Annotated in this window: 20 protein-coding genes; 6 read left to right on the top strand and 14 right to left on the bottom strand. The window is 60.9% G+C overall.

All coding sequences use genetic code 11. The annotated features are described in order from the left end of the window. The first annotated feature begins 10 nt into the window (after positions 1 to 10). Complete coding sequence (gene sulA, locus C4J85_RS07275; RefSeq protein WP_065886339.1) at positions 11 to 484, top strand: SOS-induced cell division inhibitor SulA; 474 nt, start codon at positions 11 to 13, stop codon at positions 482 to 484. Positions 485 to 507: 23 nt separating this feature from the next. On the opposite strand, the gene C4J85_RS07270 is transcribed toward sulA, so the two are convergent. The 7 genes from C4J85_RS07270 to C4J85_RS07240 all read right to left on the bottom strand — a co-directional run bounded on the left by C4J85_RS07270 (position 508) and on the right by C4J85_RS07240 (position 8893). Next, positions 508 to 741 (bottom strand): hypothetical protein, encoded by a 234-nt coding sequence (locus tag C4J85_RS07270; protein ID WP_124361797.1) that lies wholly within the window; start codon positions 739 to 741, stop codon positions 508 to 510. A 63-nt stretch (positions 742 to 804) separates the two neighbouring features. After that, positions 805 to 1326: a DUF6586 family protein gene (locus C4J85_RS07265; protein ID WP_124361796.1), complete on the bottom strand. Its 522-nt coding sequence runs from the start codon at positions 1324 to 1326 to the stop codon at positions 805 to 807. 234 nt (positions 1327 to 1560) lie between these two features. After that, entirely contained in the window at positions 1561 to 4182 is a 2622-nt protein-coding gene (gene topA / locus C4J85_RS07260) for a type I DNA topoisomerase (RefSeq protein WP_124366269.1), read from the bottom strand. Positions 4183 to 4296: 114 nt separating this feature from the next. Then, positions 4297 to 4533 (bottom strand): DUF1653 domain-containing protein, encoded by a 237-nt coding sequence (locus tag C4J85_RS07255; RefSeq protein WP_124366268.1) that lies wholly within the window; start codon positions 4531 to 4533, stop codon positions 4297 to 4299. A gap of 95 nt (positions 4534 to 4628) precedes the next feature. After that, a complete protein-coding gene (gene fadA / locus C4J85_RS07250; RefSeq protein WP_124409312.1) occupies positions 4629 to 5804 on the bottom strand; it encodes an acetyl-CoA C-acyltransferase FadA in 1176 nt (391 codons plus the stop codon). Between the two features lie 29 nt (positions 5805 to 5833). After that, entirely contained in the window at positions 5834 to 7981 is a 2148-nt protein-coding gene (gene fadB, locus C4J85_RS07245) for a fatty acid oxidation complex subunit alpha FadB (RefSeq protein ID WP_124370032.1), read from the bottom strand. A 474-nt stretch (positions 7982 to 8455) separates the two neighbouring features. Beyond that, on the bottom strand, positions 8456 to 8893 hold the full coding sequence (locus C4J85_RS07240; RefSeq protein ID WP_124361791.1) for a hypothetical protein: 438 nt from the start codon (positions 8891 to 8893) through the stop codon (positions 8456 to 8458). Between the two features lie 105 nt (positions 8894 to 8998). On the opposite strand from C4J85_RS07240, the gene C4J85_RS07235 reads away from it, so the two are divergent. Continuing rightward, complete coding sequence (locus tag C4J85_RS07235) at positions 8999 to 9439, top strand: universal stress protein (RefSeq protein ID WP_104502144.1); 441 nt, start codon at positions 8999 to 9001, stop codon at positions 9437 to 9439. A 179-nt stretch (positions 9440 to 9618) separates the two neighbouring features. Here the strand turns inward: C4J85_RS07235 and C4J85_RS07230 are convergent, their stop codons facing one another. After that, positions 9619 to 11538, bottom strand: a complete 1920-nt coding sequence (locus C4J85_RS07230; RefSeq protein ID WP_124406600.1) for an ATP-binding cassette domain-containing protein — start codon at positions 11536 to 11538, stop codon at positions 9619 to 9621. A gap of 213 nt (positions 11539 to 11751) precedes the next feature. Between C4J85_RS07230 and C4J85_RS07225 the strand changes: the two genes are divergently transcribed. Next, on the top strand, positions 11752 to 13680 hold the full coding sequence (locus C4J85_RS07225; protein ID WP_124406599.1) for a transglycosylase SLT domain-containing protein: 1929 nt from the start codon (positions 11752 to 11754) through the stop codon (positions 13678 to 13680). Between the two features lie 308 nt (positions 13681 to 13988). Here C4J85_RS07225 and C4J85_RS07220 read toward each other — a convergent pair whose 3' ends face one another. Then, entirely contained in the window at positions 13989 to 15755 is a 1767-nt protein-coding gene (locus C4J85_RS07220) for an ABC transporter transmembrane domain-containing protein (protein ID WP_124409311.1), read from the bottom strand. A 245-nt stretch (positions 15756 to 16000) separates the two neighbouring features. Between C4J85_RS07220 and C4J85_RS27450 the strand changes: the two genes are divergently transcribed. Further along, positions 16001 to 16174 carry a PA1571 family protein gene (locus C4J85_RS27450; RefSeq protein WP_164485237.1) on the top strand — a complete coding sequence of 58 codons (174 nt, stop codon included), beginning with the start codon at positions 16001 to 16003 and terminating at the stop codon, positions 16172 to 16174. A gap of 54 nt (positions 16175 to 16228) precedes the next feature. On the opposite strand, the gene pdxB is transcribed toward C4J85_RS27450, so the two are convergent. Further along, positions 16229 to 17371, bottom strand: a complete 1143-nt coding sequence (pdxB, locus tag C4J85_RS07215) for a 4-phosphoerythronate dehydrogenase PdxB (RefSeq protein WP_124409310.1) — start codon at positions 17369 to 17371, stop codon at positions 16229 to 16231. A 256-nt stretch (positions 17372 to 17627) separates the two neighbouring features. Between pdxB and C4J85_RS07210 the strand changes: the two genes are divergently transcribed. Continuing rightward, entirely contained in the window at positions 17628 to 19031 is a 1404-nt protein-coding gene (locus C4J85_RS07210) for an MATE family efflux transporter (RefSeq protein WP_124409309.1), read from the top strand. A 107-nt stretch (positions 19032 to 19138) separates the two neighbouring features. On the opposite strand, the gene tusA is transcribed toward C4J85_RS07210, so the two are convergent. Together tusA and rlmM are read right to left on the bottom strand one after the other, a co-directional pair. Next, complete coding sequence (tusA, locus tag C4J85_RS07205; protein WP_124406595.1) at positions 19139 to 19384, bottom strand: sulfurtransferase TusA; 246 nt, start codon at positions 19382 to 19384, stop codon at positions 19139 to 19141. Positions 19385 to 19405: 21 nt separating this feature from the next. After that, positions 19406 to 20482: a 23S rRNA (cytidine(2498)-2'-O)-methyltransferase RlmM gene (rlmM, locus tag C4J85_RS07200; protein ID WP_124366258.1), complete on the bottom strand. Its 1077-nt coding sequence runs from the start codon at positions 20480 to 20482 to the stop codon at positions 19406 to 19408. A 191-nt stretch (positions 20483 to 20673) separates the two neighbouring features. Here rlmM and acnA point away from each other — a divergent pair, with 191 nt between their 5' ends. Beyond that, entirely contained in the window at positions 20674 to 23415 is a 2742-nt protein-coding gene (gene acnA, locus C4J85_RS07195; protein WP_124409308.1) for an aconitate hydratase AcnA, read from the top strand. Between the two features lie 126 nt (positions 23416 to 23541). Here the strand turns inward: acnA and C4J85_RS07190 are convergent, their stop codons facing one another. Together C4J85_RS07190 and cysK are read right to left on the bottom strand one after the other, a co-directional pair. Next, the gene (locus tag C4J85_RS07190) at positions 23542 to 24477 is read right to left on the bottom strand and encodes an aspartyl/asparaginyl beta-hydroxylase domain-containing protein (protein ID WP_124409307.1); all 936 of its coding nucleotides are present in this window, start codon (positions 24475 to 24477) and stop codon (positions 23542 to 23544) included. 139 nt (positions 24478 to 24616) lie between these two features. Beyond that, positions 24617 to 25591: a cysteine synthase A gene (gene cysK / locus C4J85_RS07185; protein WP_124406592.1), complete on the bottom strand. Its 975-nt coding sequence runs from the start codon at positions 25589 to 25591 to the stop codon at positions 24617 to 24619. Positions 25592 to 25698: the final 107 nt, after the last annotated feature.

Raw genomic sequence — 25698 nt, 5'->3', positions numbered from 1 at the left:
AGGAGACATCATGCAGCTCGTGCACACCCCACAACACACACAACTGTCGCTGTTCGAGGCCTTTATGGCTCAACCCCTTGCGCCCATCCTCAAGGAAACGGTCGAAGCGCCGTGGAGCTGCGAACCTGAGGTATTCAGTGAATTGTCGTTGCGTGGGGCTGCCGGAAGCTGCTTGAGCCTGCTGGCGCCGATCCTGCGCGAACTCAGTGAGGAGCAGGACGCGCGCTGGTTGACGCTGATCGCCCCGCCCGCCAGCCTGACCCAGGCTTGGCTGCGGGATGCCGGCCTCAACCGTGAACGTATTCTGTTGCTGCAGCCACGAGGCGCGCAAAGTGCCCAGCAGTTGACCTGCGAAGCTTTGCGCCTGGGCCGTAGCCATACGGTGGTGAGCTGGCTGAACCCACTGAATGCAACGGCCAAGCAGCAGCTGATCAGCGCCGCGCACACGGGCGATGCGCAGAGCTTGAATATTCGACTGGGGTAAGAAGTGAGCGGGTTACTCAGGGCTCAGTGAAGAACCTTTGGGCCATCTTCCTTCTCCGGCTCGCCTTCAGCCAGGCGACCGGCCATTTGCACGCCAACGCTCAACATCGCTTTAGCCACTTCCACATGCTGGCCTTGCAGGAACGCTTTTGCGTCTTCGGAAAAGTCCAGAATGACCAGAGAACCTTCGTCCTCGGCCCGACGCAGCTCGATTCGGCCGTCAGGCAGTTCAACAATTTCCAGAAAGGACGTTGGCATAAAAGTCTGTTCTCCACGAAAGCGCGGGATTATATCAGTGTTGTCGCGTGCAGGCGTGCCCGCTCAGCACTCGCTCAAACCTTCGCGAAAGCGCAACGCCAGCTTTTTCAGTTCCTGACGCCAGCTTTCCAGCTCTTCACGGCTCAAAGGCTTGGGCTCATCCGCCTCCAATGCAACCGCCACGATCAATGGCTGCGTCACATCACCCTTGGGTACATGGGGAACGCGGGGCGGCTGGAACATGTCGGCGTGCGCCTTGAGCAGGCGGGCTACCCAACTGTCCGGGCTCTGGGCCATTTCCACCAGTTCGGCCAATTCCGGGATAGCCATGGTTTCCAACACGTCTCGGGCCATGATCATTTCCGCGCGGGGCGAACCGGCCTGGGGCAAGCGGTAGAACCCGGCGATTTCATGGCATAGCCCCAGCAAGGCGCCATACAGGTGAAACAGAGCGGCTTCACGCCCCGCCTGGACCAGCGCGATGGCATTCATCTCCTTGCCCGCCTCGGCACGACCAAGGGCTTCCAGGGATAACCCCGCGAAGTAAATTTTCTGGTTGGTACGGGTATAGAGTTCGTTGGCCATGACGGCAATCTCCACAACGAATGAGGCGTGATGCTGGCTGTGTAGGAGCGAGCTTGCTCGCGAAAACTTGAGAGCACCACTGTGTATCAGATTTCTCGCGTCATCGTTAACTGCAAGTGCCATGAGGCAGATCCAAATGTGGGAGGGGGCTTGCTCCCGATGGCGATGCATCAGTCATAGGTATGTTGACTGATACATCGCTATCGGGAGCAAGCCCCCTCCCACATTGGACTATCAAGCGCCCTGACGCTTGTCCTCGACCTTCCACTTGCCGCCGTCGTAGAACGCCTTCCAACCGGTAGGCTTGCCGTCGACTTCGGTCTGCACGTACTGCTCCTTGGTTTTGCGGCTATAGCGGATCACGGCTGGGCGACCATCCGGGTCCTTCTTCGGCGCTTCACACAGGAAGTGGTACTTCGGATCGATCTCATCCTTGTGCGGTACGATTTCCAGCACCAGCGGGGCACGGGTCTCGCGGTTTTTCGGGAACTGGCTGGCTGCCAGGAACAGCCCCGAAGCACCGTCGCGCAGGATGTAGGTGTCGTTGACCTTCTCGCACTTGAGCTCAGGCATCTTCACCGGGTCCATCTTCGGCGGCGCCGCGTCACCGCTCTTCAGCAGTTTGCGGGTGTTCTTGCAGGTTGGGTTGGTGCAACCGAAGAACTTGCCGAAACGGCCGGTCTTGAGCTGCATCTCGCTGCCGCACTTGTCGCACTCCAGGCTCGGACCTTCGTAGCCCTTGATGCGGTAGGTGCCCTCTTCAATCTCGTAACCGTTGCAATCCGGGTTGTTACCGCAGATGTGCAGCTTATGCTTTTCATCCAGCAGGTAAGCGTCCATCGCCGTGCTGCAGATCGGGCAACGGTGCTTGCCACGCAACACCAGCGACTCGGACTCACCCTCGTCATCCGCCGCGATTTCATCGCCCGGCACCAGGTTGACGGTGGCCTTGCAGCGCTCTTTGGGCGGCAGGCTGTAGCCCGAGCACCCCAGGAACACGCCGGTGGACGCTGTACGAATCTGCATCGGCCGGCCGCAGGTGAGGCACGGAATGTCGGTCATGACCGGCTGGTTGGCACGCATGCCGCTCTCAGGGCTCTCGGCCACTTCGAGTTTTTTCTTGAAGTCGCCGTAGAACTCGTCCAGCACGCTCTTCCAGTCGCGTTCGCCCTGGGCCACGTCATCGAGGTTCTCTTCCATGCCGGCGGTGAAGCCGTAGTCCATCAGGTTGGAGAAACTCTCGGACAGACGCTCGGTGACGATGTCACCCATTTTTTCCGAATAGAAGCGGCGGTTGTGCAGCGCCACGTAGCCACGGTCCTGGATGGTGGAGATGATCGCCGCATAGGTCGAAGGACGACCGATGCCGCGTTTCTCCATCTCTTTTACCAGGCTGGCTTCCGAATAACGCGCCGGCGGCTTGGTGAAGTGCTGGGACGGGTCGAGCTTGATCAGCTTCAACGTATCGCCCTGGGCCATGTCCGGCAGCACATCGTCGTCGCCAGGCTTGGCGATTTGCGGCATTACACGGGTATAACCGTCGAACTTGAGGATCCGGCCCTTGGCGCGCAGCTCAAAGTCGCCCGCCCCCACGCTGACGGTGGTGGACAGGTATTGCGCCGGCAGCATCTGGCAGGCCAGGAACTGGCGCCAGATCAATTCGTAGAGGCGCTCGGCGTCGCGTTCCATGCCGCTCAGCTTGCTCGGCTCGGTGTTCGCGTCGGAAGGACGAATCGCTTCGTGAGCCTCCTGGGCGCCCTCTTTGCTGCTGTAGACGTTTGGCTTTTCCGGCAGGTACTTCTTGCCGAACTCGCTTTCAATATAAGTACGCGCCATCGCCACCGCGTCTTGCGACAGGTTGGTGGAGTCGGTACGCATGTAAGTGATGTAGCCGGCTTCGTACAGACGCTGGGCCATCATCATGGTTTTCTTCACACCGAAGCCCAGGCGGTTGCTCGCGGCCTGCTGCAGGGTGGAGGTGATGAACGGCGCCGACGGCTTGCTGCTGGTCGGCTTGTCTTCGCGCTTGACGATGCTGTAGCTGGAGGCCTTGAGCTTCTCCAGCGCGGCCATGGCCTGGGCTTCGTTCAGCGGTTTGAAGGCCTCGCCTTTTTCGCGGGCCACTTCAAAGCGCACGTTGTTGCCCTTGGCAGTGCCGAGGTCAGCGTGGACTTCCCAATATTCTTCGGGGTTGAACGCACGAATTTCGCGCTCACGCTCCACCACCAGCTTCACCGCCACCGACTGCACACGGCCGGCGGACAGGCCACGGGCGATTTTTGCCCACAGCAGCGGCGAGACCATGTAGCCCACGACGCGGTCGAGGAAGCGCCGCGCCTGCTGGGCGTTGACGCGGTCGATGTCCAGCTCGCCCGGCTTGGAGAAGGCTTCCTGGATGGCTTTCTTGGTGATTTCGTTGAACACCACGCGCTTGTAGCGGCTGTCATCACCGCCGATGGCTTCGCGCAGGTGCCAGGCAATGGCTTCCCCTTCGCGGTCCAAGTCCGTCGCGAGATAGATGGTGTCGGCATCTTTGGCGAGCCGGCGCAGCTCTTCGATGACCTTTTCCTTGCCCGGAAGGATTTCGTACTTGGCCTTCCAGCCATGATCCGGGTCCACACCCATGCGCGAGACCAGCTGCTTGCGCGCTTTCTCTTTAGGCGTGAGCACCGGACCTTCGCCCGCGGCCGCCTTGCCGCGCTTGGCGGCAGGCTCCTTGCTGGCGCTAGCCGAACCGCTGGTGGGCAGGTCTCGGATATGGCCGATACTCGACTTCACCACGTACTCGTTGCCCAAGTACTTGTTGATGGTCTTGGCCTTAGCCGGGGATTCCACAATGACCAGCGATTTGCCCATGGATCGGAAAATTCCTGAATTCGAGAAGTGAAAGGCAGTTGGCGCCTGTCGCGGCAACGCTATATATAGTGGCAACAAGGTGAGGTCAAGCGCAGCATTTTGCGCGACCCGCCGTTATTGCCCTTTAAAAAGACTGGGTTCGGCCTGGACCAAAGCAAAGCGCGGGACCTGCTCGCCGTCAACCTCGACGGTCTCCAGGAACATGCTCAACGGGCGTACCCAAAAGCCGTAATCGCCATACAGTGCTTGGTAGAACACCATTTCCTCTTCGGTCTCGGAGTGCTGCGCCAGGCTGAAAACGCGGTACTGCGGCCCCTTGTAATGCTGGTAGAGCCCGGGTTCGACTTTCATGCTCTGGCCCTCTTACAAAATTTATTGAAAAAAAATTAAAAATTCCAAAAAACAAAAGCCGGGGCACTGGGCCCCGGCTTCCGTCAACCCAACGCTTAGACGCGTTCGAAGACGGTGGTAATGCCTTGGCCGAGACCAATGCACATGGTTGCAACCCCAAGGTTACCGCCATTTTGCTTCATCACGTTCAGCAATGTGCCGGAGATGCGGGCACCGGAGCAACCGAATGGGTGGCCCAGGGCAATCGCGCCGCCGTGCAGGTTAACCTTCTCATTCATCTTGTCGAGTACTTTCAAATCTTTCAGCACTGGCAGGGCCTGTGCGGCGAAAGCTTCGTTGAGCTCGAAGAAGTCGATATCGAAGATGGTCAGGCCCGCGCGCTTCAAGGCTTTTTGTGTGGCCGGTACTGGACCATAGCCCATGATCGCAGGGTCCACACCCGCCACGGCCATCGAGCGGATCACCGCCAGCGGCTGGATTCCCAGGTCCTGGGCACGTTGCGCCGACATCACGATCATGCACGAAGCACCGTCGGTGATTTGCGACGACGTACCGGCAGTCACGGTGCCGCCCTTGGGATTGAACGCCGGCTTGAGCGCCGCCAGGCTTTCCAGGGTGGTGTCCGGACGAATGGTTTCGTCGTAGTCGAACAACTTCAGGAAACCGTTCTCGTCGTAGCCGTTCATCGGGATGATTTCATCCTTGAACTTGCCTTCCACGGTCGCCTTGTGGGCGAGTTGGTGGGAGCGCAGGCCGAACGCGTCCTGGGCTTCGCGGGTAATGCCGTGCATCTTGCCGAGCATTTCTGCGGTCAGGCCCATCATGCCCGAGGCTTTCGCCGCATACAGCGACATGTGCGGGTTAGGGTCGACGCCGTGCATCATGCTGACGTGGCCCATGTGCTCCACGCCGCCGACCACGAACACATCACCGTTACCGGTCATGATCGCCTGGGCGGCAGTGTGCAGCGCGCTCATCGACGAACCGCACAGGCGGCTGACGGTCTGGCCGGCCGCGGTGTGGGGGATCTGGGTCATCAAGGAGGCCATGCGCGCGATGTTCCAGCCCTGCTCCAGGGTCTGGTTCACACAGCCCCAGATCACGTCTTCGACTTCGTTAGGGTCAACCTTGACGTTGCGTTCCAGCAGCTTGCTGATCAGGTGCGCCGACATGTCTTCGGCACGGGTGTTGCGGTGCATGCCGCCCTTGGAGCGGCCCATCGGCGTACGACCGAAGTCGACGATCACGACGTCTCTTGGATTCAAGCTCATAAATATTCTCGCTCTAGTCGATTGGGCGCTTAACCGAAGAAGCTCTGGCCATTCTTGGCCATTTCACGCAGCTTCGCGGTCGGGTGGTACAGCGGGCCCAGATCAGCGTATTTGTCAGCCAGGGCAACGAACTCGGCCACACCGATCGAGTCGATGTAACGCAGCGCACCACCACGGAACGGAGGGAAACCAATCCCGTACACCAGGCCCATATCGGCTTCGGCGGCGGTCTCGACGATGCCGTCTTCCAGGCAACGTACGGTTTCCAGGCACAGGGCGATCATCATCCAGTTGATGATGTCCTCATCGGACACCTCACGCTGCTCGTAGATGACAGGTGCGAGTACTTCGTGCACCGACGGGTCGGCCACTTTCTTCTGCTTGCCCTTCTTGTCGGCCTCGTAGGCGTAGAAGCCCTTGCCGTTCTTCTGGCCCAGGCGCTTGGCTTCGTAGAGTGCGTCGATCGCCGAGCGGCGGTCGTCTTTCATACGGTCCGGGAAGCCTTCAGCCATGACGTCGCGACCGTGGTGGCCGGTGTCGATGCCGACCACGTCCATCAGGTACGCAGGGCCCATCGGCCAGCCGAATTTTTCCATCACCTTGTCGATGCGCACGAAGTCCACACCGGCGCTGACCAGTTTGGCGAAACCGCCAAAGTACGGGAACAGTACGCGGTTGACCAAAAAGCCCGGGCAGTCATTGACCACGATCGGGTTCTTGCCCATTTTCTTGGCGTAGGCAACGGTGGTGGCAATGGCCAGCTCGCTGGACTTCTCGCCACGGATCACTTCCACCAGCGGCATCATGTGCACCGGGTTGAAGAAGTGCATGCCGACGAAGTTTTCCGGACGCTTGAGGGCCTTGGCCAGCAAGCTGATGGAAATGGTCGAGGTGTTGGAAGCCAGGATGGTGTCGTCTTTGACCTGGGCTTCGACTTCAGCCAATACCGCCTGCTTGACCTTCGGGTTCTCGACAACGGCTTCGACGACCAGGTCGACGTGGCCGAAATCGCCGTAGGACAGCGTAGGACGAATGCCGTTAAGCACTTCAGCCATTTTCGCAGCGGTCATACGACCTTTATCGACGCGGCCCACCAGCAGTTTGGCGGCTTCCGCCAGGCCCTGCTCGATGCCGTGCTCGTTGATGTCTTTCATCAGGATCGGCGTGCCTTTGGACGCGGACTGGTAAGCGATACCGCCGCCCATGATACCGGCGCCCAATACGGCGGCCTGTTTCACGTCCTTGGCGATTTCGTCGTAGGCCTTGGCCTTTTTCTTCAGTTCCTGATCGTTCAGGAACAAGCCGATCAGGCTCTGTGCAGCCGAGGTTTTCGCCAATTTGACGAAGCCTGCCGCTTCCACTTCCAGGGCTTTGTCGCGACCGAAGTTCGCGGCCTTCTGGATGGTCTTGATCGCTTCGACCGGTGCCGGGTAATTCGGGCCGGCTTGGCCTGCCACGAAACCTTTGGCGGTTTCGAACGACATCATTTGTTCGATGGCGTTGAGCTTGAGCTTTTCCAGCTTCGGCTGACGCTTGGCCTTGTAGTCGAATTCGCCGCTGATGGCGCCTTTGATCAGGTTCAGCGCGGCTTCGGCCAGTTTGTCCGGGGCAACCACGGCATCGACGGCACCGACTTTCAGCGCGTCTTCAGCACGGTTTTCCTTGCCGGCGGCAATCCATTCGATGGCGTTGTCGGCACCGATCAGGCGCGGCAGGCGCACGGTGCCGCCAAAGCCCGGGTAGATGCCCAGCTTGACTTCAGGCAGACCGATCTTGGCGGTAGCGGACATGACACGAAAGTCTGCCGCCAGGCACATTTCCAGGCCGCCGCCCAGGGCGATACCGTTGATCGCAGCAACGGTGGGTACGTTGAGGTCTTCGAAATCGCTGAAAATCTTGTTGGCTTCGAGGTTGCCAGCCACCAGCTCGGCATCGGGCAGCTTGAAGTTGTCGACGAATTCGGTGATGTCAGCGCCGACGATGAACACGTCCTTGCCGCTGGAGACGATCACGCCCTTGACCGAAGCATCTGCTTTGATGGTGTCTACGGCCTGACGCAGTTCGTTCAGGGTTAGACGGTTGAACTTGTTGACGGACTCACCCTTGAGGTCGAATTTCAATTCGACGATGCCACTTTCAAGAGCCTTAACCGTGATGGCTTTACCTTCGTAAATCATCAACTGATCTCCACGATATGGAAGCTGAACAGTACACACCGGACGCTGGCCTCTGGTTGGACATTGACAACTGCATCAATGCTCACGCCAATCCGCCAGGCACACCCGCCAGTGCGATAGTCGGGGTTATGTCAGAGTCGCCTGTAGGACAAACGCTCAATTCATACGCCCGTTTGATTTGGGTACGCCACCTTCATCCAATTCAGAGCAATTGTCAATCGCTCCAAAGGCTAGGAAAAACGCGACTTTCCAGTCATTTCAGAACCTCGGCCACCGGCTCGCTACCCGTCAATATTGGAATATTCACAGGATCAATAATAGAAAAGTTGTCAAAAAAGGCTGTACGCAATGGGATATGCGGCTAGGCTAGCTGCAACCCAAATGCCTCAAATGAATTTACCGGCCTGCCTGGCCAACTCCAGCCCGATGATATGTCGGGCTTTTTATTGCCTGTTTTTGTAGGAGCGCGCGGCGTCAGGCCAATGCCTTGAGCAGCGCATCAATATCCTTCAACACGCTCGCCTCGCCCTTCTCGCCCCAATACAAGGCGATCATTTGCTTGTCGGCCTCGACCTTGTACACGTTGGCCGGCAGCGTCGAAAAATACGGCAACAACCTTTCATCCACGCAGACCTCGCGCCATTGATTGACCCACACCCCCGGCTCCAACTGCCAGTAACTCCAGAGGGCCGGCGTGCTGCCGCGTCGTGGCCGGCAATACTGCGCGCAGGGACTCGGCGGCTCTTGCTTGAGCCAGTGCGGCCACTCCTGGGGCGCCAGTTGCATGGCCAGCCCGATGCGGCGCGCCTCCATGCGCAGGGCCATACGCCCGCTCTGATGGCGCGACGGGCGCAGCCATGCCAGAGGGCTCAAGACCACCACAAGGATTGACACCACTATCCAGACCGTCATATGTGTACTCCCGAATTTCTAGATGAGCGGATTTGACCTGACGCAACCGCATCCGCTTGAAAGCAGCCATACTGAACTTATTGCAGTCCCCTGGAGGAACGCCCCATGCCCTACACACATATTCTGGTCGCGGTCGACCTGACCGAAGAGTGCGATCCAGTGATCAAGCGCGCGCAGGAATCTGCATTGGCCAATGGCGCCATACTGTCGTTGGTGCATATCGTCGAGCCCATGGCCATGGCCTTTGGCGGTGACGTGCCGATGGACCTTTCCCAGTTGCAGCAACAACAATTTGACCAGGCCAAGGAGCGCCTGGATCGTTTGATTCTCAAATACCCGCACCTGAAAAAGGAAGACTGCCACCTGACATACGGCCAACCGCGCCAGGAAATCCACCACTTGGCAAAGGAAAAGGCTTGCGACTTGATCGTGGTGGGTAGCCATGGTCGTCACGGTTTGGCGTTGTTGCTGGGTTCTACTGCCAATGATGTACTGCACGGTGCACCGTGCGATGTGCTGGCGGTGAAGCTGGTAAAAAATACTTAAGTACGCTGGAACCCAATGTGGGAGGGGGCTTGCTCCCGATAGCAGTCTGTCAGTTTATACATCTGGTGACTGATACACCGCTATCGGGAGCAAGCCCCCTCCCACATGTTGACCGCATTTCATATAAAAAAGCCCGGCGCTCATAAGAGCGCCGGGCTTTTTGATTGTGCGAAGGTCACTCAGCCATCCAGCTCGGCCCAACGCTCAACCAGCACTTCCAGCTCCTGATTCAGTTTCTCCAGGGAAGCGATAACCTCGGCAGTCTCTGCCGCCGGACGCTGGTAGAAACCCGCGTCAGCCATTTGTGCTTCCACCGCGGCGATCTGTTGTTCCTTGGCGTCGATATCGCCCGGCAACGCTTCCAGCTCGCGCTGCAGCTTGTAGCTGAGTTTTTTCTTCGCAGAGGGTGCAGCTTCCGGTGCCGGAGCAGCAGCGGCCACGGGCGCGACGACTGCGGAGGTCAAGTCGGCCTTGCCGGACTTGCTCTCGGTTACGCCCAGCAGGCGCGGCGAGCCGCCCTGGCGCAGCCAGTCCTGATAACCACCGACGTACTCGCGCACCTTGCCTTCGCCTTCGAAGACCAGGGTACTGGTGACCACGTTGTCGAGGAATGCCCGGTCGTGGCTGACCATCAGTACGGTGCCGTTGAAGGTCAGCAAGACCTCTTCCAGCAGTTCGAGGGTTTCCACGTCGAGGTCGTTGGTCGGTTCGTCGAGCACCAGCAGGTTCGCCGGTTTGCTGAACAGCTTGGCCAGCAGCAGGCGTGCACGCTCGCCACCGGACAGGGCTTTCACCGGTGTACGCGCACGTTGCGGGCTGAACAGGAAGTCGCCCAAATAGCTGAGCACGTGGCGGCTCTGGCCGTCGATGTCGATAAAGTCGCGGCCTTCGGCAACGTTGTCGATCACGGTTTTTTCCAGGTCCAACTGGTGGCGCAGCTGATCGAAGTAGGCCACGTCGATGCGAGTGCCCTCTTCCACCGTGCCGTTGGTCGGCTGCAGACCGCCGAGCATCAGCTTGAGCAAGGTAGTCTTGCCGGTACCGTTGGCGCCCAGCAGGCCGATACGGTCACCGCGCGCCAGGACCATGGAGAAGTCCTTGATCAGGAACGGGCCGTCCGGATGATGGAAGCTGACGTTCTCCAGCACCATTACCTGCTTGCCCGACTTGTCGGCGGTATCGAGCTGGATATTGGCCTTGCCGGTGCGTTCACGCCGTTCGCTGCGCTCAACCCGCAGCGCTTTCAACGCACGCACGCGGCCTTCGTTACGGGTGCGGCGCGCCTTGATACCCTGGCGGATCCAGACTTCTTCCTGGGCCAGCTTCTTGTCGAACAGGGCGTTGGCGGTCTCTTCAGCCGAGAGTGCAGCTTCCTTGTGCACCAGGAAGCTGGCGTAGTCGCCGTTCCAGTCGATCAGGCCACCGCGGTCCAGTTCCAGGATGCGCGTAGCCAGGTTCTGCAGGAAGGACCGGTCGTGCGTGATGAACAGCACGGCGCCCTGGAAATCCTTGAGGGCTTCTTCGAGCCAGGCGATAGCGCCGATGTCCAGGTGGTTGGTCGGTTCGTCGAGCAGCAGCAGATCCGGCTCGGACACCAACGCCTGGGCCAGCAGCACGCGACGACGCCAGCCACCGGACAATTGGGCGAGGGTCTTGTCGGCGGGCAATTGCAGGCGGCTCAAGGTGCTGTCCACCAGTTGCTGCAGGCGCCAGCCGTCACGGGCTTCGAGGTCTTGCTGGACATGCATCAGCTTGTCCAGGTCGGCTTCGGTGACGCAGTTCTGCGCCAGGTGGTGGTATTGCGCAAGCAATTCGCCCACGCCGTCCAGGCCTTCGGCAACCACGTCGAACACTGTCCGCTCGTCGGCTACCGGCAATTCCTGCGGCAATTCGCCGATCTTGAGGCCTGGGGCACGCCAGACAGAGCCTTCATCGGGCTTCTGGTCGCCTTTTACCAGCTTCATCATGCTGGACTTGCCGGTGCCGTTGCGGCCGATGATGCACACCCGCTCACCACGGGCGATCTGCCAGGACACCTTGTCCAACAACGGCATAGCGCCGAAAGCAAGGGACACATCGCTGAATTTGAGCAGGGTCATACACTTCTCCAAAAACTGGGCGCGCATTCTACCTGAGTTGAGGGTGGGATGCGGCCAGCATTTTCGCTGCCGACACGTTCAGCAGGACATTTGCCGCGAACTTGAACCAACCGGCCGGCAAAGCTTTCGCCGGCCGCTGGCAAAAGGCTAAGCTAGGGGCAATCAGTGTCGGCGGTGCCGGTGCTAGTCGTGATTTCTCTGCACGGACGTCTCATGCGCAGTCGCCTTTTCAACTTTTTATCCTGCCTGCTTCTCTCCGCCACCGCCGTTCAATCTGCCCAGGCCGTGGACCTCACCACCCAACGTCAATATTACGATGAAGCCAAACGCGCCCTGGCCAAGGGTGACAGCGGCCCGTACATGCAATACAGCCAGGCCTTGGCCGACTACCCGCTGACGCCGTACCTGGCCTATGACGAACTGACCGCGCGTCTTAAAACCGCGAGTAATCAGGAAATCGAACAATTCCTTGCCAAAAACGGCGACCTGCCCCAGGCCAACTGGATGAAGCTGCGCTGGTTACGCTGGCTGGCCGAACGCGGTGACTGGCAGACCTTTGAAAAGTACTACGATGCCAAGCTCAATTTCGTCGAGCTGGACTGCCTGCACGGCCAGTTCCAACTGACCCACAACCTCAAGGCCGAAGGCTACAAGACCACCGAAAAGTTGTGGATGACCGGTAAAACCCAACCGGCGGCCTGTGATGCGACCTTTGGCCAGTGGGCAGCAGACGGACAGTTGACCGAACAAAAAATCTGGGACCGCGCCAAGCTCGCCGCCGAAGCGCGCAACTACGCGCTGGCCAACAGCCTGGTGAAAACCCTGCCAACGCTCGGCGCACAAGGCCGCCTGATGATCGACGTGGCGCAAAAGCCCGATATGCTCAGCGACCCGTCGCGCTTTCTGCCGGCCACCGAGGCCATGTCTGACGCCGTAGGCCTGGGCCTGCGTCGCCTCGCACGCCAGGACCCGGACAAGGCCATGGCCCTGCTGGACGGCTACGCCAGCAGCATGCACTTCTCCCGTGACGAAAAAGTCTCGATCGCCCGGGAAATCGGCCTGACCCTGGCACGCCGGTACGATCCTCGCGCCTTGGACGTGATGACCAAGTACGATCCGGAGCTGCGCGACAACACCGTCTCCGAGTGGCGCCTGCGCCTGCTGTTGCGCCTGGCGCGCTGGGAAGATGCGTACCAGTTGACCCGCAAGCTGCCGCAGGATCTGGCCACCACCAACCGCTGGCGCTACTGGCAGGCACGCAGCCTGGAATTGGCCGAACCGAAAAACCCGCAGGCGTTGGTGCTGTATAAAAACGTGGCCAAGGAACGTGACTTCTACGGCTTCCTCGCCGCGGACCGTTCCAAGACCCCTTACCAACTGAACAACAAGCCGCTGGTGATGAGCCAGGCGCTGGTCAATAAAGTGCGCAATACCCCAGGCGTGCGCCGGGCCCTGGAGTTTTATGCCCGTGGCCAGATCGTCGATGGCCGTCGCGAGTGGTACCACGTCAGCCGTCACTTCAACCGTGACGAGATGGTCGCGCAGGCGAAGCTGGCCTACGACATGAAGTGGTACTTCCCGGCGATCCGCACGATCAGCCAGGCGCAGTATTGGGACGACCTGGACATCCGCTTCCCGATGGCCCACCGCGACACCCTGGTGCGCGAAGCCAAGGTGCGCGGCCTGCATTCAAGCTGGGTGTTCGCGATTACCCGCCAGGAAAGCGCCTTCATGGACGACGCCCGCTCCGGCGTCGGCGCCAGCGGCCTGATGCAGCTGATGCCCGGTACGGCCAAGGAAACCGCGCGCAAGTTCAGCATTCCCCTGGCCTCCCCGGCCCAGGTACTGGACCCGGACAAAAACATCCAGCTCGGCGCCGCCTACCTGAGCCAGGTGCACAGCCAATTCAACGGCAATCGCGTGCTCGCCTCCGCCGCCTACAACGCCGGCCCCGGCCGCGTGCGTCAATGGCTACGCGGTGCGGATCACCTGAGTTTCGACGTGTGGGTGGAAAGCATCCCGTTCGACGAGACCCGTCAGTATGTGCAGAACGTGCTGTCTTATTCGGTGATCTACGGGCAGAAGCTCAACTCACCGCAGCCGTTGGTGGATTGGCATGAGCGGTACTTCGACGACCAATAAGGCACTGAATCTGCCGAATATCCAATGTGGGAGGGGGCTTGCTCCCGATAGCAGGGTGACAGTCAGCAATTTTGTTGCTGATCCACGGCTATCGGGGGCAAGCCCTAATGCCAGTCAGTTAAGGCGACACCGAACCTGTGGCGAGGGAGCTTGCTCCCGCTGGACTGCGCAGCAGTCCCATTGTTTGGGGCCGCTTCGCGCCCCAGCGGGAGCAAGCTCCCTCGCCACAAGTTAGTTCTCGCTCCTGCTACTTCTTAACTGACCGGCATTAGGGCAAGCCCCCTCCCACATTTGTATTTCCGTGGATGCTAATGCCGCTGGTGGTCTGCACTGAACTGCAACGCCGCCAACCGCGCATACAGCGGATTGCTCGCAATCAACTGCTGATGCGTGCCCACGGCTACCAGCTTGCCCTGGTCCATCACCGCGATCCGGTCGGCGTTCTTCACCGTGGCCAGGCGGTGCGCAATCACCAGGGTGGTGCGGCCCTGCATCAATTGCGGCAGGGCTTGTTGGATCAGGTGTTCGCTCTGGGCATCGAGGGCGCTGGTGGCTTCGTCCAGCAGCAGGATGGGTGCGTCTACCAGCAACGCACGGGCGATGGCCAGGCGTTGCCGCTGCCCCCCGGAGAGGCCCAGGCCACCGTCGCCGAGGTGGGTCTGGTAGCCATCGGGCATTTGCAGGATGAAGTCATGGGCATGGGCGATGCGGGCTGCGGCTTCGACCTGCTCGCGGGTGGCCGTCGGGTTACCGTAGCGGATATTGTCTTCGATGCTGCCAAAAAACAGCGCCGGGCTCTGGGATACCAGCGCGAAGTGGCGGCGCAGGTCCAGCGGGTCGAGTGCGGTCAGCGGCTGCCCTTCGAGCAGGATGCGGCCGTGCTGGGGGTCATAGAAGCGCAGCAGCAAGTCGAAGAGCGTCGATTTGCCTGCGCCGGAAGGCCCCACCAAGGCCAGGGTTTCGCCAGGGTTGACGCTCAGGTTCAGGCCGTCGATGGCGTAGCTGTCTGGCCGTGACGGGTAGGAAAAGCGCAGGTCCTGCAGCTCCATGCGCCCGCTGACCCGTTCCGGCAGCCGTAGGCCACCGCTGGCCGGCGCCTGGATGTCGTTGCTCGACTGCAACAGTTCGCCAATCCGCTCCGCCGCACCGGCGGCCCGCTGCAGCTCGCCAAGCACTTCACTCAAGGTGCCGACAGCGCTGCCGACGATCAGGCTGTAGAACACGAACGCCGCCAGCTCACCGCCGGAAATGCGCCCGCTGATCACGTCCATCCCGCCGACCCACAACATCACGCCCACGGCACCGAGCACCAGCATGATCACTAGGGTAATCAGCCAGGAACGTTGCAGGATGCGTTTGCGGGCAGTGGTGAACGCTTCTTCCACGGTGAGGGCGAAACGCTGTTCGTCCTGCACCTGGTGGTTATAGGCCTGCACGGTCTTGATCTGGCCCAGGGTCTCGGACACATAGCTGCCGACATCGGCGATGCGGTCCTGGCTCTGCCGCGACAGGCTGCGCACACGTCGGCCAAAGATCAGGATCGGCGCCAGCACCAAGGGCAACGCCACCACGACAATGCTGGTGAGCTTGGGGTTGGTGATGAACAACAACACGATACCGCCGATGACCATCAGGGCATTGCGCAGGAACAGCGACAGCGATGAGCCGATCACCGATTGCAGCAGCGTGGTGTCGGTGGTCAGGCGTGACTGGATTTCCGAGCTGCGGTTGTTCTCGTAAAAGCCCGGATGCAGGTAGATCAGGTGGTTGAACACCTGTCGGCGAATATCCGCCACCACCCGCTCGCCGATCCACGACACCAGGTAAAAGCGCGTGAACGTGCCCACCGCCAGGCCCACTACCAGCACCATAAACAGCGCGATGGACTGGTTGAGCAGGTGCGGTGACTGGGTCATGAAACCCTGGTCGACCAGCAGGCGGATACCCTGCCCCATGGACAAGGTGATGCCAGCGGTAACGATCAGCGCCAGCAGGGCACCCAGCGCCTGCCAGCGGTAGGGCGCAATGAAGCGGCTGGCCAGGCGAATCGCACGGCGTTGACGGACAGAGAACATGGAGGGCTTCACCAATGAGGAGACTATTGATCAACATTGGGGGAACTTGAGCAAATAGCAATGAGTCAGGTTAATTATGCCCGCCGATGCAAGCCGCTAGAGGCTATCGGTCTAAGACTGATCTGGAAATATGTGCCGGTTTCTGGTGGACTGGGTGTTCGAACCGATGGTCGTGTAAGGAGTTGTAATAGCTCGGTCACGCGGGGGAATTAAAGTAGGTACACAACCTGATGAGGAGACAGGCCATGACCTTGCAAAACAGCAGCGATGCCAAAATTGAAGTGATCCGCCAGCCGCAGGAGCTGCCTTGCTCGTACATCGATGCCAAGGGCCGCGAAGTGCAGATTACCGAAGAAATGATCCAGCAAGCCTGCAGCGAACTGGAACAGCGCCTGGTCAAGCCTGCACAGCAAGGCTGAAGCGCCGACGCTCTTGCAAACCCGGCCCAGGTGGCCGGGTTTTTTATTGAGTGTTTAAACGCTGACCGCGCCCAGTGCGGTCACGATGTTGGACAACACGGCCGACTCACCATTGATGCGCACCTTCAAGCCGTCAATCTCACGACGCTCCGGGTAATGCTTGCGCAACAGGTCGAATGCCTTGCGCTGCTCCTCTACTGTTCCTACCAGGCTGCGACGCAAATCCGCATCGTCCCGGCGCGGGTCGTACACACTGCGGCACAAGGTCGCCAGCGCCCAGGCCGGATCGGTTGAGGCATTCAAGTGCACCTCGGCCAGCCATGGCGCCGGCAACAAATCGCGCAATTGAATGCTCGGTTCCTGGCCCAGGTGCGCACAGAACGCCTGATAGATCTGCGCCGTGCCGCGCTGCTTGCCGTCGAGGCTGTAGCCGGCGATATGCGGCGTAGCCAGCACGCACAGGTCAGCCAGATCAGCATCCACCTGCGGCTCGCCTTCCCACACGTCCAGCACGGCTTGCAGGTCTTCGCGCTCCAGCAACACGTCGCGCAGCGCGGCGTTGTCCACCACCGCGCCTCGGCTGGCATTGATCAGCCAGGTGCCGGGCTTGAGCTGCGCAAGGCGCTGGCGATCGAACAGATGCCAGGTGGAGCCATTGCCGGACTTGGTCAGCGGCGTGTGCAAGCTGATGACATCGCATTGCTCGATGATCTGCTGCAGGCTCACGTAATCACCGTCTTCGGCGATCTGCCGTGGCGGATCACACACCAGCACGTCCCAACCCAGGCCCTTGAGCACCTGGACCAGCCGCCCGCCGACCTCGCCGGCGCCAACGATGCCGTAGGTGCGGCGGCTGAGGTCGGCGCCTTCGATTTCAGCCAGGGTCTGCAAGCTGCCCAGCACATAATCCACCACGCCCCGGGCATTGCAGCCGGGTGCGCTGGACCACTGGATACCGGCCTGCCGGAAGTAATCGAGGTCCAGATGATCGGTGCCGATGGTGCAGGTGCCGACAAACCCCACCTTGGTGCCCTCGAGCAAGGCCCGGTTGACGTTGGTCACCGAACGTACCAGCAGTACATCGGCCTGCTCGACCGTGGCGCGGTCAATGGAACGGCCGGGCACGCGGCGAATCTCGCCAAACCCCTGGAAGAATGCATCGAGCAGCGGAATATTTTCGTCGGCAACAATCAGCATGGCAGGCTCCTTTGGCGGATCAGCAGTGTACAGGCTTGCGAGGGTCCCATGTGGGAGGGGGCTTGCTCTCGATGGCGGTGGGTCCGTTGATGCATCTGTGACTGAGCCACCGCTATCGGGAGCAAGCCCCCTCCCACAGGGATTGGTGTGTTTAGTCGATCGTTTACAAATCCCCAACACAGGTTTTTTCCTGACCGTTGCGTCAAAGCGTAGAATCCGCCGTCCTTGCGACTGCCTTTTTATTGGACACCTGTACGTGAACACTGCCACCGCTACCCTCACCCGCCCCGCCCGCATCAGCCGGGAAGTGCGCGACCTGCTGACGCTGGCGCTGCCGATCATCATCGGCCAACTGGCAACCACTGCGATGAGCTTTGTCGATGCGGTGATGGCCGGACGTGTCAGCCCCCAGGACCTGGCGGCGGTTGGCCTGGGTAACTCGATCTGGATCCCGGTCTACCTGTTGATGACTGGCACGCTGCTGGCCACCACGCCGAAAGTCGCGCAGCGCTACGGCGCAGGCAAGTACAGCGAAATCGGGCCATTGGTGCGCCAGTCTCTGTGGCTGGCCGTGGTGGTCGGCATCGCGGGTGCGCTGCTGTTGCTGTGCGCCGAGCCGGTGTTGCATGCGATGAAGGTCGAGCCGGCCCTGATCGAGCCGTCCATGGGCTACCTGCATGGCATCGCCGCCGGCATGCCGGCCATTGCGCTGTATTACGTGTTTCGCTGCTTCAGCGACGGCATGGGCCGTACGCGGCCGAGCATGGTCATGGGCTTGTGCGGGTTGGCACTGAACATTCCGCTGAACTACATCTTCATCTACGGCCATCTCGGCCTGCCGGCCATGGGCGGCGTAGGCTGCGGCTGGGCCACGGCGATTGCGATGTGGGTGATGATGCTCGGCCTGGCCGGGTGGACCCGCTGGGGCCCGGCCTATCAGAGCAGCGAATTGTTCAAGCGCTTCGACTGGCCACAATGGGCGGTGATCAAGCGTGTATTAGGGATCGGCCTGCCGATTGGCGTGGCGATCTTTGCCGAGTCGAGCATCTTCGCGGTGATCGCCCTGCTGCTGGGCAGCCTGGGGGCTACCGTGGTGTCCGGCCATCAGATCGCGCTGAATGTCAGTTCCCTGGTGTTCATGATCCCCTACTCCCTGAGCATGGCGGTCACCGTGCGCGTCGGCCAGGCCCTGGGCCGTGGCGAGCCGCGTGAAGCCCGCTTCGCCGCCGGGGTTGGCATGGGCACCGCGCTGGCCTATGCCTGCCTGTCCTGCAGCCTGATGCTGGTGTTTCGCGAGCAGATTGCGGCGATCTACACCCCCGACCCGGTGGTCATTCACCTGGCATCGATGCTGATCGTGTTCTCGGCGTTGTTCCAGTTTTCCGACTCGATCCAGGTGACCGCCGCCGGCGCGCTGCGCGGCTATCAGGACACCCGGGTCACCATGCTGCTGACCCTGTTCGCCTACTGGGGCGTGGGCTTGCCGGTGGGTTACGCCCTGGGGCTGACCGACTGGCTGGGCGAACCCAGCGGCCCAAGCGGCTTGTGGCAAGGCCTGATCGTCGGCCTGAGCTGCGCGGCAGGCATGTTGCTGGTACGCCTGGCGCGCAGTGCGCGCCGGCGTATCCACGCTGACAAGGTGCTCACGCGCGCCCTGTAGGAGCGAGCTTGCTCGCGAAAAACCTGAGAGCGCCGCGTTAAACCAGAAGCGCTGCTTGATCGTTAGCGTTTTTCGCGAGCAAGCTCGCTCCTACAAGGGTTCGGCGGTCAATCGGCTTTCTTGCGGATCCAGTAAAGGTACGTGCCGGCGTCTTCCTGTTGACTGACAAGTTCGTGCTCAAGGAACACGCAGAATTTGGGAATATCGCGGCGGGTCGACGGGTCGGTCGCGATCACCTTGAGCAGGCCGCCCGCAGGCAGGTCGCGGATGTGCTGGTGCAGCATCATCACCGGCTCCGGGCAATTGAGGCCGGTGGCGTCGAGGGTGCCATCGACGGGTAAATCAACGCTCATAGTTCACTCCTGACAGTGAGATCAGTGCTTTCTCGATTTCTTGACGTCCACCAGCCGGCGTAGATGGCAGGTGACTTCTTCGCGGTCGTGGTACAGCTGCTTGCAGCCGATCTCCACCCGAATGCCGCGTGCCTTGAAGCCATCTTCGATCCGCTCCAGCAGACGCTTCACTTCGGCATACCGCTGCTTCATCGGCAGCTTGAGGTTGACCACCGCCTCGCGGCAATACCCCTCGCCGATCCAGGTTTCCAACAATGCCGCGTTGCGCGCCGGCTTCTCGACAATATCGCAGACCATCCAGTCCACCGGCTGCTTGGGCACGAAGGTAAAGCCGTCGGCCATCAAATGCTGCACCAGGCCGGTGTCCATCAGGCTTTCGGCCATGGGGCCGTTGTCAATGGCGGTCACCAGCATGCCCCGGTTGACCAGCTGCCACGTCCAGCCGCCGGGGGCCGCACCGAGGTCGACACCGGTCATGTCGCCATGCAGGCGCTCGTCCCACTGCTCGCGAGGAATAAAGTGGTGCCACGCCTCTTCCAGCTTCAAGGTCGAGCGGCTTGGGGCTTCACGCGGGAACTTCAAACGCGGGATACCCATGGGCCACATCGCTGAATTGTTCGATTCGGCCAGGCCCATGAACACTTCGCGGCCGCTCTTGAACGTCAGCAGCAGGCGCGGCTTGCTCGGGTCGTCCACCAGCCTGCCGGCGTTGAGCAAGGCTTTGCGCAGGTGAACCTCGAATTTCTTGCAGAAGTTCGACAGTTCCTTACCGTCGTTGGTATCGACCATCTCCAGCCACAGGCTGCCGCACACCGGGAATTCGCGCAGGTGGGCGAGGATCACGCTGATGCGGTCGGTTTCCGGCAGGTCGATGAACACCCCGCGCGCCCATTGCCTGGGGAAGATCAGCTCGGCGAAGCGCTGGCCGTGCATCAGGCGTTGCGCGCCGTCTTCTTCGGTGCAGACAAATTCGGCGCAGGCGCTGCCGGTCTTGGCCTTGGCGTAGCCGGAAACGTTCAGGCGCGCGGCATGTTCCGCGATCTCGGAACAGACCTCGCCTTCAAAACCCGGGCGGCAGTGCATAAAAAGGGTGTTCAATTGAATCTCCTGGCAACTGGATTGCTCTATCGCAATACCTGTCATGAAAACGCGCGCATGATAGCCGAGTTCGGAACCTTGGACTTGAGCATAGAGTCCAGTTATTAGCCTGCTAATGAAAATCGCGCTAAGTTGAACGCTCTGTTCGTCCCGTCAGGTCCGTGGCCGTGCGGATCAAAAGGAGTCATGTAATGTCATCCCTTGATAGCCTGAGAACCCTTAAAACCCTGCAAATAGACAGCAAGACCTACCACTACTTCAGCCTGCCCGAAGCCGCCAAGAGCCTGGGTGACCTGGACAAGCTGCCGATGTCGCTCAAAGTGCTGCTGGAAAACCTGCTGCGCTGGGAAGACGCCAAGACCGTCACCGGTACCGACCTCAAGGCCATCGCCGCCTGGCTCAAGGAACGCCGGTCCGACCGTGAGATCCAATACCGCCCCGCCCGCGTGCTGATGCAGGACTTCACCGGCGTGCCCGCCGTGGTCGACCTGGCCGCCATGCGCGCCGCCGTGGCCAAGGCCGGGGGCGACCCGCAGCGCATCAACCCGCTGTCGCCGGTCGACCTGGTGATCGACCACTCGGTGATGGTCGACAAATTCGGCAACGCCGACGCCTTTGAGCAAAACGTCGACATCGAAATGCAGCGCAACGGCGAACGCTACGCCTTCCTGCGCTGGGGCCAGAGCGCTTTTGACAACTTCAGCGTGGTGCCGCCGGGCACCGGCATCTGCCACCAGGTCAACCTGGAATATCTCGGCCGCACCGTGTGGACCAAAGATGAAGACGGCCGCACCTACGCCTTCCCCGATACCCTGGTAGGTACCGATTCCCACACCACCATGATCAACGGCCTCGGCGTGCTCGGCTGGGGCGTGGGCGGGATCGAAGCGGAAGCGGCGATGCTCGGCCAGCCGGTGTCTATGCTGATCCCGGAAGTGATCGGCTTCAAGCTCACCGGCAAATTGAAAGAAGGCATCACCGCCACCGACCTGGTGCTGACGGTGACCCAGATGCTGCGCAAAAAAGGCGTGGTCGGTAAGTTCGTCGAATTCTATGGCGACGGCCTGGCCGATCTGCCCCTGGCCGACCGCGCCACCATTGCCAACATGGCGCCTGAGTACGGCGCTACCTGCGGCTTTTTCCCGGTCGACGAGGTGACGCTGGACTACCTGCGCCTGTCCGGTCGCCCGACGGAAACTGTCAAGCTGGTCGAGGCCTACACCAAGGCCCAGGGCCTGTGGCGCAACGCCGGCCAGGAGCCGATCTTCACCGACACCCTGGCCCTGGACATGGGCAGCGTCGAAGCCAGCCTTGCCGGGCCGAAACGCCCGCAGGACCGTGTCGCCCTGCCAAACGTGGGCCAGGCGTTCAGTGATTTCCTCGACCTGCAATTCAAACCCACCAGCAAGGAAGAAGGCCGCCTGGAAAGCGAAGGCGGTGGCGGCGTCGCCGTGGGCAATGCCGACCTGGTGGGCGAAGCCGATTACGAATACGAAGGCACCACCTATCGCCTGAAAAACGGTGCCGTGGTCATCGCAGCCATCACCTCCTGCACCAACACCTCCAACCCCAGCGTGATGATGGCGGCCGGGCTGGTGGCGAAGAAGGCCGTGGAAAAAGGCCTGACGCGCAAGCCATGGGTCAAGACCTCCCTGGCGCCGGGTTCGAAAGTGGTTACCGACTATTACAAGGCGGCCGGCCTCACCCACTACCTGGACACACTTGGTTTCGACTTGGTGGGCTACGGCTGCACCACCTGCATCGGCAATTCCGGGCCGCTGCCCGAGCCGATCGAAAAAGCCATCCAGCAAGCCGACCTCACCGTCGCCTCAGTGTTGTCCGGCAACCGCAACTTCGAGGGCCGCGTGCACCCACTGGTGAAAACCAACTGGCTGGCCTCGCCGCCCCTGGTGGTGGCCTACGCGTTGGCGGGTACGGTGCGTATCGACATCAGCAGCGAGCCCCTGGGCAACGACCAGCAGGGCAACCCGGTGTACCTCAAGGACATCTGGCCCAGCAGCCAGGAGATCGCCGACGCGGTGGCCCAGGTCAGCACGGGCATGTTCCACAAGGAATACGCCGAAGTATTTGCCGGCGACGCACAGTGGCAAGCGATTGAGGTGCCGCAAGCGGCGACTTATGTGTGGCAGAAGGATTCCACCTATATCCAGCATCCGCCGTTCTTCGACGATATCGCCGGGCCGCTGCCGGTGATCGCAGACATCAAGGGCGCCAACGTGCTGGCCCTGCTCGGCGACTCGGTGACCACCGACCACATCTCCCCTGCCGGCAACATCAAGACCGACAGCCCGGCCGGCCACTACTTGCGCGAGCAAGGCGTGGAGCCACGGGACTTCAACTCCTACGGCTCACGCCGGGGCAACCATGAAGTGATGATGCGCGGCACCTTTGCCAATATCCGGATCCGCAACGAAATGCTCGGCGGCGAGGAAGGTGGCAATACGCTGTATATCCCGACCGGCGAGAGAATGGCGATCTACGATGCTGCGATGAAATACCAGGCATCGGGCACACCGCTGGTGGTAATCGCCGGCCAGGAGTACGGCACCGGCTCGAGCCGCGACTGGGCGGCAAAGGGCACCAACCTGCTGGGCGTCAAGGCGGTGATTGCTGAAAGCTTCGAACGAATCCACCGCTCCAACCTGGTAGGCATGGGCGTGCTGCCGTTGCAGTTCAAGCTGGACCAGAACCGCAAGTCGCTCCAGCTCACCGGCAAGGAGAAGATCGATATCCTCGGGCTGACGAATGCCGAGATCGAGCCCCGGATGAACCTGACGTTAGTGATTACCCGGGAAGATGGCCGCAGCGAGAAGATCGAGGTGCTGTGCCGGATCGATACGCTTAACGAAGTGGAATACTTCAAGGCAGGCGGTATCTTGCATTACGTGCTGCGCCAGTTGATCGCCTCTTAAGCAACACTGCAAAACCAATGTGGGAGGGGGCTTGCCCCCCGATGCCGGAGTGTCAGGTTAAACATCTTCACCTGACACTCCGCTATCGGGAGCAAGCCCCCTCCCACATTTTTGACCGCGCTCCGATCAGAACAACCACTTCCACAGCAATACCAGCACAACCACCGCCAACACCGGCCGCGCAATGCGGTAGGCCTTGGGATGCTTGCGCTTCCACTGCTTGACCTGGCCGCTGAACTTGTCGCTGAAGGTCTTGCTCCAGGCATACGCCTGGTTGATCCCACCCACGCGCTCGTCGTCGAGGTTCTGCGGCGCGGTAGCACGCCCAAGTTGCTTGCTGACCCAGCGGTTGACGCGGGTCATCAGGCGGTTGCTCAGCGGGCGTTCGATGTCGCAGAACAGGATCACACGGGTTTGATCGGTTTCGTTCTTGACCCAGTGCACATAGGTTTCGTCGAACATCACGTCTTCACCGTCGCGCCAGGCGTAGACCTGGCCGTCGACGAAGATGCGGCAGTCGTCGGAGTTCGGCGTGGACAGCCCCAGGTGATAGCGCAGGGAGCCGGCGAACGGGTCGCGGTGCGGGTTCAGGTGGCTGCCGCCCGGCAACAGCGCAAACATTGCGCCCTTGACGCTGGGGATACTGCTGACCAGCGCCACGGTTTTCGGGCACAAGGCCTCGGCCGATGGCAGGGGCTTGTCGTACCACTTGAGATAGAAGCGCTTCCAGCCTTTTTTGAAGAACGAGCCGAAACCGGCATCGTTGTTCTTTTCGGCGGCGCGGATGTAGCCCTCGTCGAACAGGTGCATGGCCTCTTCGCGGATCACTTCCCAGTTGTCCTTGAGCACGTCCAGTTCCGGGAACTTGCTGCGGTCCAGGTAGGGCTTGGACGGTACCGCGGAAAACAGGTACATCAAGGCGTTATACGGGGCGAACAGCGCCGAATGGTTGACGAACTGGCGCAGCATCGGCAAGCGGGCCTTGCCGCGCAGGTGCACGTACAGCGTGCTGCCGATAAACAGCAGCAACACCGACAGTTTGGCGGCCAAAGAAAAGGTCATGCAGCAACTCCTGGAAATAAGCGCCTGGCCAACAGCAGACGTAGCAGCCGGCCATGATAAACATTTGGGCCATTATGCAGAAGACCTTGGCCAATCGGCTGACCTGAATCAACACCCCGTCGCCCTCTGGTGTAGGCGCTCAAGCCTGGTTTTCCTGCTCGGTAAACAAATCACTGAACAACATGCTCGACAGGTAGCGCTCACCGGAGTCCGGCAGGATCACCACGATGGTCTTGCCCTGCATTTCCGGCTTCTCGGCCAGGCGCACCGCCGCCGCCATGGCGGCGCCGCAGGAGATGCCGCACAAAATGCCTTCTTCCTGCATCAAGCGCAGGGCCATGGCCTTGGATTCTTCGTCGGTGACCAACTCCACGCGGTCGACCATCGACAGGTCGAGGTTTTTCGGCACGAAACCAGCGCCAATGCCCTGGATCTTGTGCGGGCTGGGCTTGATCTCTTCGCCGGCCAGCGCCTGGGTGATCACCGGCGACACGAGCGGCTCCACTGCCACTGACAGAATCGGCTTGCCCGCCGTGTGCTTGATATAGCGCGACACACCGGTGAGGGTGCCGCCCGTGCCCACGCCCGCCACCAGCACATCCACGGCGCCATCGGTGTCGTTCCAGATTTCCGGGCCAGTGGTTTTCTCGTGGATGGCAGGGTTTGCCGGGTTTTCAAACTGGCCCGGCATAAAGTAGGCGCCAGGGTCGGCGGCGACAATTTCTGCGGCTTTTTCAATCGCGCCTTTCATGCCCTTGGCCGGTTCGGTCAGCACCAGCTCGGCGCCGAGGGCCTTGAGCACTTTACGGCGCTCGATGCTCATGGACGCGGGCATGGTCAGCAGCAGTTTATAGCCGCGTGCCGCCGCCACGAACGCCAGGCCGATCCCGGTATTGCCGGAGGTGGGCTCGACAATGGTCATGCCCGGCTTGAGTTTGCCGCTGCTTTCCGCGTCCCAGATCATGTTGGCGCCAATGCGGCACTTCACCGAGTAGCCTGGGTTGCGCCCCTCGATCTTGGCCAGGATGGTGACCCCGCGCGGTGCGATGCGGTTGATCTGCACCAGGGGCGTATTACCGATGGAGTGCGCGTTGTCTGCAAAGATGCGGCTCATGACGGATCCTATTTGGCAATGTCCAGAAAGGTCCCAAGGGTATGCCTCGTGCCACTAGGCGTCCAGTCGGAGGAACGTTGCGCCCCTTGCAACAGTCCATCACCTAC

Origin of the sequence: Pseudomonas sp. R4-34-07 (genome assembly GCF_003852375.1) — a bacterium.
Taxonomy (GTDB): domain Bacteria; phylum Pseudomonadota; class Gammaproteobacteria; order Pseudomonadales; family Pseudomonadaceae; genus Aquipseudomonas.
Note: the sequence above shows the minus strand (reverse complement) of the source record. Positions and strands in the feature narration are given on the sequence as shown.